This is a genomic window from Parageobacillus thermantarcticus (assembly GCF_900111865.1).
GTDB classification, from domain to species: domain Bacteria; phylum Bacillota; class Bacilli; order Bacillales; family Anoxybacillaceae; genus Parageobacillus; species Parageobacillus thermantarcticus.
Map to the genome: position 1 here is coordinate 1 of NZ_FOJS01000060.1, position 11,128 is coordinate 11,128.

General features: G+C 36.8%; 8 protein-coding genes and 1 pseudogene. 2 read left to right on the forward strand and 7 right to left on the reverse strand.

Features of this window, described 5'->3' with window-relative positions; genetic code table 11:
* Both BM278_RS16475 and BM278_RS16480 read left to right on the forward strand, forming a co-directional pair.
* The coding region (locus tag BM278_RS16475; protein ID WP_279625774.1) for a transposase at positions 1-273 on the forward strand (273 nt) is incomplete at its 5' end.
* A 203-nt stretch (positions 274-476) separates the two neighbouring features.
* Positions 477-857 carry a DUF559 domain-containing protein gene (locus tag BM278_RS16480; RefSeq protein WP_090951960.1) on the forward strand — a complete coding sequence of 127 codons (381 nt, stop codon included), beginning with the start codon at positions 477-479 and terminating at the stop codon, positions 855-857.
* A 208-nt stretch (positions 858-1,065) separates the two neighbouring features.
* Here the strand turns inward: BM278_RS16480 and BM278_RS16485 are convergent, their stop codons facing one another.
* From BM278_RS16485 to BM278_RS18485, 7 genes and pseudogenes are all read right to left on the reverse strand, one after another.
* Positions 1,066-1,275, reverse strand: a complete 210-nt coding sequence (locus BM278_RS16485) for a hypothetical protein (RefSeq protein WP_090951963.1) — start codon at positions 1,273-1,275, stop codon at positions 1,066-1,068.
* Positions 1,276-1,292: 17 nt separating this feature from the next.
* Complete coding sequence (locus BM278_RS16490; protein WP_090951965.1) at positions 1,293-2,258, reverse strand: MvdC/MvdD family ATP grasp protein; 966 nt, start codon at positions 2,256-2,258, stop codon at positions 1,293-1,295.
* A 548-nt stretch (positions 2,259-2,806) separates the two neighbouring features.
* Positions 2,807-4,339, reverse strand: coding sequence for a hypothetical protein (locus BM278_RS16495; protein ID WP_090951968.1), 1,533 nt, complete (start codon positions 4,337-4,339; stop codon positions 2,807-2,809).
* Positions 4,340-4,725: 386 nt separating this feature from the next.
* Complete coding sequence (locus tag BM278_RS16500; protein ID WP_090951971.1) at positions 4,726-8,070, reverse strand: DEAD/DEAH box helicase family protein; 3,345 nt, start codon at positions 8,068-8,070, stop codon at positions 4,726-4,728.
* 48 nt (positions 8,071-8,118) lie between these two features.
* Positions 8,119-9,270: a restriction endonuclease subunit S gene (locus BM278_RS16505; protein ID WP_090951974.1), complete on the reverse strand. Its 1,152-nt coding sequence runs from the start codon at positions 9,268-9,270 to the stop codon at positions 8,119-8,121.
* 8 nt (positions 9,271-9,278) lie between these two features.
* On the reverse strand, positions 9,279-10,736 hold the full coding sequence (locus tag BM278_RS16510; protein ID WP_090951977.1) for a type I restriction-modification system subunit M: 1,458 nt from the start codon (positions 10,734-10,736) through the stop codon (positions 9,279-9,281).
* 223 nt (positions 10,737-10,959) lie between these two features.
* Positions 10,960-11,128 (reverse strand): annotated as a pseudogene (locus tag BM278_RS18485) (UPF0236 family protein); the annotation flags it as partial.

The window sequence follows — 11,128 nt, forward strand, 5'->3', positions numbered from 1 at the left end:
TTCATTAGCCGTGACTTGCAAAAAAGGCTGTACGAAGAATACCAAATGGCGCTTTGGACTCCGTCTCGAAAAAACCAGAAACATCGCCCGTCCGAGGCATGGGAGAAGTGGATCCAACAAAAACGCAAAGTGATCGAGACGGTGTTCTCGGTTCTGGTTGACCAATACCGGATCACAGAGATTCGAGCGAATTCCATGATCGGATTTGAAGTAGCGCTCGATGGCATATTGTTAGCCTATTCGCTGGTCACACTAGGGCTAGTTGAGTTCTAACGCTCAACTAGCACCACGGGTTTTTTAAATGAATAAAGGATATAGGAAAAGCCCGTTTCATTGATTTTCAGAAACGAGCTTTTCCAAATATTTATTTTTTTATAAGCAACGCGCAACACTCCACATGCCTTGAGTGGTGATCGCAGATATTCAAGATAGTAGCAGTGTTCACCTAATTTACTTTCGATAAGGAAGTGACACTTGTGAACAAGTCAAAGCGGTCATTATTGAAGCATGGATCGAAAACTGAAGAATGGTTCTTTCGTGAAGTTAACTTGGCGCATATGAGACACTATGGTTATCCATTGTTTACGGAAACTGACTATCAGGTTCCTGTAGATCGCTGTATTTTAGATGCGCAATACAAGGATGAAAAAGTTAAAATCAATTATGAACTGGATGGACCTCTCCATTTTACATTAAAGGGTATGGAATATGATCAAAAAAGAGACGCTTACATCAAAAGACAAGAATACCGTGTTTTGCGCGTTCCTTATTTTTTAATGTATGAGCCGGAATGGCGTAGCTATGTTGGAGATATGGTTGTTTATTTAACAAAACTAATCAAGGAACAAAATGAATAAAGAAATTCGTTACTAGTGAAATTACAAAAGCGGTACATAACTTATTTCACTAGTAACACCACTTTCAGAACTTCGTGTGGCTGAGACACAACAAAAAGATGAAAAAAAGAACCAGAGCTGTTTAGCCCTGATTCCTCCTTCTGCGTAACCGATTTTATCATGTCTAAGTCTGCTGTATACCGGGATCTGGATCAAGGTATTCAACCGTTTAAGCAATATAAAGTCCTTCATTTGGTCGATCTGTATCAGAACGACTGTCCCTTTCAGCTGCATAAGTAGATTGGTTTGAGCGAGTGTTATTACCTGAAGCATAAATATTATACACTTCTTTATTTGCAGGCTCCCATGTCCAATCTTTTGGATCCACAACCTTTTCAGTTGTTGGAGCTTCTAAAAATCTTGACGCAAATACTTTCATATAAATCCTCCTTCAAATCAAGAATTATTAACTAACCATTTTGCAATCGACTTCGAGATTTTGAGACCCGTCAAATCCTCAATCCAAAGCCATTGGCCCATGCTATTCACTTCAAGGAAGTACCATTTATCCGTTGGATCAATAATGAAATCTAATGCAGCATATTCTAAATTAAGCTCTTTCATTAATTGATTAACTTTTTCCGAAATCTCTAAAGGTGGTTCTATAACACTATGGGGAGTATTCGCAATATCATATCTTCTCCAATCGATATTTGCAACAGATGATTTTTGTGAATCAATTTTACAAACAAAATGCTCGCCACCAACATACATATATCTTGCTTCATATTTTTTTTCTATATATTCCTGTAATACAATTGGATTTTCAGAGTGTAAATTAAATTCCTGTAAATCATCTAATGTAACAAGATTTACATATATTCCTTTATATTGTTGATCTTCTGTTTTATAAAATTCTTGTGCCATTAATTTTAAAACAATCTTCTCATTCTGTTCAGCAAATTTAATAATTTCCTCTTTAGCATTACTAATTAATGTTTTTGGAAAAGAAAATCCAATTTTACGAGCCAGTTTCATCTGAAGATATTTATTTTCAGCTTGATATGTTTTTTGGATGTTATTCATCCATTTTATATTTTTTAAATCTAAATACAATCCTAAAAGTGTTTTATTCCATTCATTTTTCCATATACGAAACTGAACATCTTGTTCATGAGCTTCCTCCAGTGTTAGCTCGACAAAAGGTCTTCTTAGCCAAACGCAACTAATCTCACTACTGTTAATTTCACTAACACCGTTATTAATTTTCCAGTTATTATTATCTAAGTCATAAGTGATTATGGTTTTACATAACGATTCTACATCTAAATTTAATCGATAATAAGAAGCGTTCATTTGATTCAATTCTGATATGACTTTATCGGCATGTACATCATATTGATCTGAAAGAATTAATATCATCACCAATCACCTAATAAATAATTCAGTGTGAAAACTCAATATAAAAACATAAAACCACATCAAAGAAAATTTTAACAGTTTCTTGATGTGGTTTCTTCGCTGTCTGTCTATCTAATTGTAAAAACGAGATAATTATAATTACCTCTCTTTTAGATTCGCTATACACATTTTCCAATAATAATTGCTTAAACGGATATCGTGACGTAACTAGTACGCACTTTTAATCAATTATACTCAATTAGAACTAGATTTTCAACAAAAATTTACAATAATAGAACTTTTCCGAGTATAGGAAATACTCGATTTTCCGCATAAATACTCCATAAAAATACAAAAAGAAGAGAGCTTCGTGCTTTTATAATTAGAAGCTCTCATCTCTTTTATTCTTCCATTATTCGACAAACTTAGGGCAGTAACAACAGTGTTACCTTAACAATTAACATGTATAGCATACATGGTAGAATCCTTCTACTTGATAAATCTAACTTTTACAAACTTTTAGATCAACAATTTTACTTAATAATTAACACCATATTACCGAGCTAAACTTAGAGAATTTCTAGCAACTTTTTATACCATTTTACGCCGTTTATCTCTCTATTATCATCAACTGGTAGGATAGTTAGATTATCTGTTGATTCAATTCTTAATTTATGCTTGTAATCTTTTTCTATATCTCTAGAAATTGCATTTTCGTCAGTGTAATGAAGTATGCAAACCTTTTTATTTTCGTCCTCTATTAATGCTCTTATCATACCATTAATATGTCCATCATCCTTATTAAAGCCAAAACCTATAATACAAACTAAATCAGATTCCTTAAAATTCTGATAAAGTTTTACGTATTGCTCTGACATCGCCACAGATGTTAACGGTTTTATTCCGCTCTGAGTAAATAAAAAAGGAACAGTAAAATGCTTTGACTTTTCAGCTTCTTCTCTACTCATAATTTTATTCAAATATGGGTCATAGTACAGTTCTACAGAACCATTTAAATATACAATTTCCCTTTTTGTGATTTTTTCAATAAATGTATTATAATTTGTAGTCCCAATAGATTGTATAATAAAATTTTCTTCAAGCTTATCTAAGTCGTGGTAATAACCTTCTCCTTCTAAAATTTTATCCTCATATCTTTCAGCGATTTCCTTAATGTACCTTCTTACAGTATGGAGAAATATAGATATTTTACAGAACTTAGACCAATCTGTTTTTGGAGAGTATAAGTACCTAAAATAATTATCAATCAAAGCTTGGTAATCTAATGCTTTAGTAAACAGATCCTCTAAAACTTTAAACGCAAACTCTGTCATAATTTCTATAGGTGTACTATTTTCATTTAGATCCTTATCATTATGAGTAAAAATTATCTCTAGTCCAGATAATCCTGCACCTTTATAATCTAAGGTAAAAAACGATCCTAAATCATCAAACAAATCAATATCGTCAGGTCTTTTTTCAAATAATCCATCATTTAGCTGGTGAACCAAATCTTCTCCGTATGCTCCAATCAGCAATTCAAAGAAAGCCCTAACAATTTTCTTTATACTCGCTTTTTGTTTTTCCTCTATGGTTTTTAGTTCTAGAATCTTTAAAAACGCAGAAAAATACTCCGACCCAAATAAGGAATCTCCCTTTTTTAACAAATCTGAAAGTTTTATCTTATGATTAAATAGTTCGCTGCCAATAGACAAACCCGTTAATTCTTTAAATGCTTTTTCAATATGTATCTTATAATTTTTGTAAAATGCATCTGCACATTTTTTGGCATAATCATCAAACTTTTCGAAGTAGTCAATTATTTCATTTCTCCGGTTTTCTAGGCTAGAAAAGATCAATGATTCATAATTAGTTTTTCCAAAAGATGATACTGGTTTATTTTCGTAATTCTGTGGTAACCAATAGGCAGCATAAGGCGAACCAGCGTTGATTTTTTCTCTTTGTTTCTTGAACTCCTTCTTATCTTCACTTGGATCCATTTTGAAAATGTCCACAGCAAATTTTCCACCAGACGGAAGTCCATATCCTATTTCAGCCCCAGCTCCAAACAGAAAAGATATCTTTTTTGGCGCTTCACTCATAAAAATAACCAACCCCCTAAATTTTTTATAATTGTTATAGCCTAATGAAAAAACTTGCCATTTTATCAATTGGTATTAAAAATTCCTTGCCTAATCCACCTTACTATTTCCCCAGATCCCATAATTCATTATTCTCAATAAGATAAAAATCTATCTTTAAATTCACTAAAATACTAGTTTTTTTATAGAGACTAAATCTATCAAATGTTTCACACCACCTATTCGATACATATTTCACCAATATTATTATACACAATACATAATTAGGCACCTTTGAGATACTTCAGACTCAAAGATGCCTTAACAACGAAGAAAAAACAGATATATTGGAATGTTAGTAATAAACCGAACGACTTACTTAGATGCTACAAGAACGCTTTCGCTTGCTACGCCCCCACAATATCTTCTGAATTTCTGTTAATCTCATCGATAATGCTAATGATCCTCCGCGCGTCGTCCATGTTGTCTTTAAAGAGTTCAACAATGCTGCCGACGGTTTTGAACGGTTCTTCCTGCAGCACCCGCTTGTCCATGACTCCATTTTTCACAAAGTAATCGACGATCAATTTGACAAAACGGCTTTGTTGGATGTTCAACCGTTCGCTTGATAAAAATTCGGAAAACGCTTCGTTGGCGGCCTGCGGGTCAAGGCCGACGATTTGGCGGACGAGCTTTGTAATCGGCGTGTCTCCGAATTCTCTTTTATAATCTTCCTGTGTGCCAAGCTCATTCCAAAGAATATGCTCCAACGTTTTTAAGTACAAAAAAAATGTTAGCTTTTTATTATTTCGCAACTTGTAAATGGCCATCTGGTCGCGGTGTTCGTGCAGATAATGTTCAACCTTTTTCCGATAATTTTTCAGATCATTGACATTAAACATCGGGCCGTTTTCTTTGACTTCTAAAACTTGGTCTTTAAAGTTCGTATAGTAAATTTTTTGCGTTTCTTTTTCAAGGAATTTCACTAAATCGCGCAACGCTTCGCGAACGGCTTCCAATTCGAAAATATCGGCTTCGCTCCAAAACTCTTCCGTTTGCACCTTTTCGATGATGTATTTTTGTTCCATCACTTGAGGAATGGAACCGAGTTTCGACAACGCCTCTGCGGTGCGAATCACACTCCGAATCGGCTTTGTGGCATTTTTCGTTTGCAGTTTTGCCAACTCAATCGTGTACATGAGCAAATCAAAACGTTTCGCAAATTCATCATCATTCAACGGAACAATCAGCGGCGAAATATGTTCTTTGATTTCATTGACATCCATCGCTGTTAAGGAATCCCATTTAGCCCGGCTTTTAAACTTGTGTACGTATTGAATATGTTGGCGTACGCGGAAGTTTTCTTCGTTTAACTTATTGATTTCCGCTAGCACTTCGTCAATCAATTCATTGCGATAGGCAATATACTCTTCTTTTTGGTACTGTAAATGCTGCAGTTCTTTAATGATTTCAATTTTGGCGTTAAACAAACGCTCCGTTAAGCTTTCCACCGCTTTTCCTTCGATTCCCTTTGGATTTTCGCGGAAAAACTCGAAGTTGCCGCAATAATCAAAAATAAGGAAATGCGTTTTATCTTGTCCAACTCCGAATAAGTCTTTGCATAAACGGGTTCCGCGTCCAATCATTTGCCAAAACTTTGATTTGGAGCGTACTTTCTTGAAGAACACAAGGTTGACAACTTCCGGAATATCCACTCCAGTATCGAGCATATCCACCGATACCGCAATTTGCGGCCATTTGTTACGGTCGGAAAAATCATCGATTAATGTTTGGTAGTAGTTCACGCTGTAATCAATGACCCGTGCAAAGCCGCCCTTGTATTCAGGGAACAATTGATCAAAGCGCTCCACAATTCTTTCTGCATGACGATGATTTTTCGCAAAAATAATCGTTTTGCCGAGTTTGTCTCCGCCTTCTACGCGAATTCCTTTTTCCATTAAATCTCTCAGTACCGTATCAATCGTATCGTCATTAAACAACCATTCGTTTAACGCGGCACTGTCAATATCCTCGCCTACTTCATCATCAAATGTTTCTTCATATCGTTCTTTTTCTTCATCCGATAACTCATCGTAATGAATGCCTTCTTCGAGAAACTTTAATTTTGTTTCAATCGTCCGATAATCGACTAAATAGCCGTCCTGAACGGCTTGATCTAACTCATAGGCATAGGTCGGCACGCCGTTTTCCAGATCAAACACTTCATACGTATTGCGGTCAATTTCATCTTTTGGTGTGGCGGTAAGGCCAAGCAATATTGCGTCAAAATAGTCAAAAATTGCTCGGTACTTCTTATAAATACTGCGATGGGATTCATCAACGATAATTAAATCAAAATGCCCGACGGTAAAGAGACGTTTGCCGTCTTTTCGCTTCGCTTCGTCAATCGCGTTCATCATTGTCGGGTACGTCGAAAACACCATCCGACTTTCTTCCGGATTATCTTTATTATCGAGCAAATTGCAAAGCGTCAAGTTCGGCAACAAATGGCTAAAGCTATTTTTCGCTTGCGTTACAAGCGTTTTGCGGTCCGCTAAAAATAAGATGTTTTTTACCCAATTGTGGCGAGTGAGAACATCGACAATCGAAATCGCCGTCCGGGTTTTGCCGCTCCCCGTCGCCATGACAAGCAACGCTTTGCGCCGTTTGTTCTCGAGCGCGTCACATACGGCTAAAACTGCTTCTTTTTGGTAATAGCGATTCGTTATGTTGTCATTGATTTGCACATTTTTTAGCGGCTTCTTCATCGTCCGACGATCAATAAGCAAGCTTAATTCTTCCTTATTGTAAAAGCCGGAAACCTTCCGCGCCGGATAGTTAAGGTCGTCCCAAATATACGTTTCAAAACCGTTTGTGTAAAAAATGATTGGACGTTGGCCATGCATTTTTTCAATGCAGTCGGCGTACAATTTCGCCTGTTGCTTCCCTTTGTTCGGGTCAGCGGTTGTCCGTTTCGCTTCGATAACCGCAAGCGGCTTCCCGTTGTCGCCAAAAAGGACGTAATCGACATAGCCGACTCCTTCTTGATTCGGCATGCCAACGACAGGATATTCCACAACAACGTCCTTTTTAAATTCCCAACCCGCTAACTTTAAATCTAAATCAATGTATTTCTTTCTAGTTTCAAATTCGCTTAATTCGTCCACTTGGAAGTGATACTCTTTTGCATTCGCTTCCCGTTTGGCGGTGAGAAGAGCGCGGAGCTGTTCATTTTCTTTCATCATCTCTTCAAGACGCTTGTCTTTGGAACTTAACCGTTCGTATAAATCTTTTAATTCTTCCGGACGCTCGCGCTTTTCCTCGCCGATTGGCAACAACGATTCGTCAAAATCCGTAGCCGTATATTCATCTGAATAACAATAATCAATCCAAGACACAAACTGATGAAGATTATGCAGGGAAAGAATCGCTTCTTCCCTCGTAATCATCGAGTTCGTATGAACGGCGACATTTCCCAGTTTGACAATGTAACGCAACAACGGCAACAAGTCTTCATCAATAATGGACAAAAAGACGTTGTCATGAATCAAACTGGAAAGATTATCTTGATACGGAACTTTCAAAGCGCTGTCAAAGCTGTACACCCACTTCACCGCGAGTTCCAGCGCACGGCGCGTTAAAATCGCGCACGTCGCCGGACTGACCACTAAACTTTTCTCCGCCTCTATACACGCACTCGCAAAACTCTCATAATGAGGTTTTCCTATTAAAAAACTAAAGTTGGATAACAACAAATCCCCCTCCCTCGACCAAACCAACATGAATTTCCTTTACATGCATTAATCGTTGAATAGTTCTCCCTTAAATGCACGTTGCATGAGGGAGTTGAACATGTTCTCTAATTCCAATAGCCCTCTTTGTAAAATAGCTTTCTTAGCATCTATTAATTTGATCTTTCTCGCAAAATCCTCTTGTAAATTCAATGGAGGAACAGGAATTAATATGTTTCCTAATCCTTCTGTATTTATATTATATTGTCCTGCAGAAGTTGTTGCCTTCTGTATAATTTCATGTCGTCCAAAAACTGAATTCATATATTTAGTAACATACTCGGTATTCAGCTTATCTAAATCAATTCTAGCTCTTATTAAATATGAAGCATACACATATCCTTCTTGTTTTTTTGTTACTGAAGCACATCTTCCTACATAATTAGGGTTCCCATTTGTACGTACAAAAAGAAGATCATTTTCCTGTAATTTTAACTTTAGAAAATCTTTCTCAGGAAGTTCACAATATTTTAAGTCAGATTCGTCAATTATTCCATTCACTATATTTGGAATTCTTAAAATAGGATATCCAAATTCACCTGATTTAACCGATGTTCCATATCGAAACTCTTTCACAAGCTCACCGAAAAACATTTTATTTCTGTTAGATGTTAGGTAAGTCCCAAACATCTCCCAAAACAAACTTTGTACTAATTGCTCTAACGATTCAATTTGGGCTTTTCGTTTGTCGATGAGTTCTTGGGCTTTGTCGAGTATTTTTGATATTTCTATCTGTTTTTCGTACGAAGGTATCGGAATTTTAATTTCTTCCAGCGCTTTTTTAGAAATATGTGGAATCGTCGCCCCCGTACAAGTGTCTCTTAAATACTTTGATTTTGATTGCAAAAATCTACCTATATATGGAATGAATATATTATTTGAATTATTTGAATCTGTACGTAGAATTGCTAAAGTACTTCCAATAGCTCCTTCCAACCCATAACCAATAGTACCAGCATTTGCACCGTCCCATGCTATAATTACATCATTTTTGTTTGCGAATATATACTCTTCTTTTCGTTCGCAATATTTAATATTGTCATCATTTCTTAAATCATCAATTTGTATCAACCTTACTGTATTCTCATTTGTTTCATATACCTGTTCCACTTTTTTTCCTTTTATAATTTTAAATAAATCCTTTACTTTCATATATTTCATAGAGCAATCTACCCTCTAATTATTTTTTTCAATTCTTGTAATCCCTGCATAATCTCTTTTTCCAACGTTTCCACTCTTTCAAGTATCACACTTGGCGCTTCATACTCCATTTCTTCATACTCAATCTCTTTGTACTTGTTAATCGATAGGTCATAGTCGTTTTCACGAATTTCTTCCACCGGCACAAAGAACGATTGCTCTGTCCGTTTCCGATCTTTTTCTGCTTCACGGTTATGGAAGCGCGCAATGATGTCCGGAATGTCATTTTCTTCAATCGGAGTGCGCTTGTCATCCAATGAGTAGCCATCGGCTTTCATGTCATAAAACCATACTTGATCCGTTCCGCCTACGCCTGTTTTAGTAAAAATCATAACCGCTGTTGAAACGCCGGCGTATGGTTTAAACACACCGCTTGGCATGGAAATAATTGCTTCTAATTTATGATTTTCCACGATTTCTTTGCGAATTTCTTTATGTGCTTTCGAACTTCCAAATAAAACTCCGTCTGGCACGATGCAGGCACAGCGTCCGCCTGTTTTTAAGATACGTAAGAATAACGCCAAGAATAAAAGCTCGGTTTTCTTTGTTTTTGTAATTTTTAATAGATCACTTGAAACGGCTTCGTAATCCAAGGAGCCTTTAAACGGCGGATTGGCAAGGACAAGGGTGTATTTGTCCTTATCTTTGTTTTGTTCCGACAAGGAGTCGCGATATTCGATATTTGGATTTTCAATGCCATGGAGCATCATGTTCATCGCGCCAATCCGCAACATCGTGCGGTCCATGTCAAAACCGTAGAACATATGGTTATTAAAATGTTCTTTTAAACTTTGCACTAAAAATAAGTCACTGCGATGTTTGCGCAAATATTCGCCCGCTGCGACTAAAAACCCTGCGGAACCGGCGGCCGGATCGACAATAATATCTTCCGGTGTTGGTTTGACTAACTCTACCATCATCTTGATAATATGACGCGGCGTGCGGAATTGACCATTTGTTCCAGCAGTCGCGATTTTGGATAACAAATATTCATATAAATCCCCTTGTAAATCGCGGTCCTTCATTGGGAGTTTATCAATACCGTCCACAATTTTGGAAAGCATTTGCGGCGTAGGAATCATAAAAATCGCATCGCTCATATACTTGGCATATGCGGAATTTTTATTGCCATGCAAGCTTTTAATAAAAGGGAATACTTCCTTAGATACAATTTCATACATTTGTGAAGCTTCTAGATTTTTAAACTTGCTCCAACGCAAGTGTTGTTTATCTTCAGGAAAGATTCGTTCAAACTCAATTCCTAATAAAGCAGCCTCTTGTTCTCTTTGGGTTTCAGCTTCATCGAGTCCTTTAATAAATAAAAGGTATGTAAATTGCTCAATAACCGTCAGCGGATTCGTAATTCCGCCTGTCCAAAATGTTTCCCATATTTTATCGACTTTGTTCTTTAATTCTCCTGTAATCATATAGCTGCCTCCTTATTATTTCCGAATTTAATTATACAATTGTTCTATCAGCATTAAAAACCCCAATATAATGAATGAGTCAGTCAAGACTTTGTGGGAACTTTTTTGGTTCGCTGAAAACAGATGTAAGTCATAGGTTAGCGAACCATTTTTTTGAATTTCATCCGTAAGCGCTTTCGGACTCTCATCCCTTGTCATGACAGACGAATATGTATACCTTTTTTTACCATCCCTTGAGTTCAGACAGGGCATGATAGATCGGAGTCCCGGACGATTGCTGTAAATATGGCACGTTATTCCGCGTTACCTCCGGAAGAAGACGGCGGACGCGTTGTTTCGCCTTGTTCACGACCGTCTGTTTGGTGGATGTCGTCGACGCCGTTTCCTCAGCC

Bases quoted from the DNA above. Each gene is read 5' to 3' on its own strand.
- BM278_RS16505 (WP_090951974.1), bottom strand. From the start codon at position 9,270: ATGAAATATATGAAAGTAAAGGATTTATTTAAAATTATAAAAGGAAAA.
- BM278_RS16490 (WP_090951965.1), bottom strand. From the start codon at position 2,258: ATGATATTAATTCTTTCAGATCAATATGATGTACATGCCGATAAAGTC.
- BM278_RS16485 (WP_090951963.1), bottom strand. From the start codon at position 1,275: ATGAAAGTATTTGCGTCAAGATTTTTAGAAGCTCCAACAACTGAAAAG.
- BM278_RS16495 (WP_090951968.1), bottom strand. From the start codon at position 4,339: ATGAGTGAAGCGCCAAAAAAGATATCTTTTCTGTTTGGAGCTGGGGCT.
- BM278_RS16510 (WP_090951977.1), bottom strand. From the start codon at position 10,736: ATGATTACAGGAGAATTAAAGAACAAAGTCGATAAAATATGGGAAACA.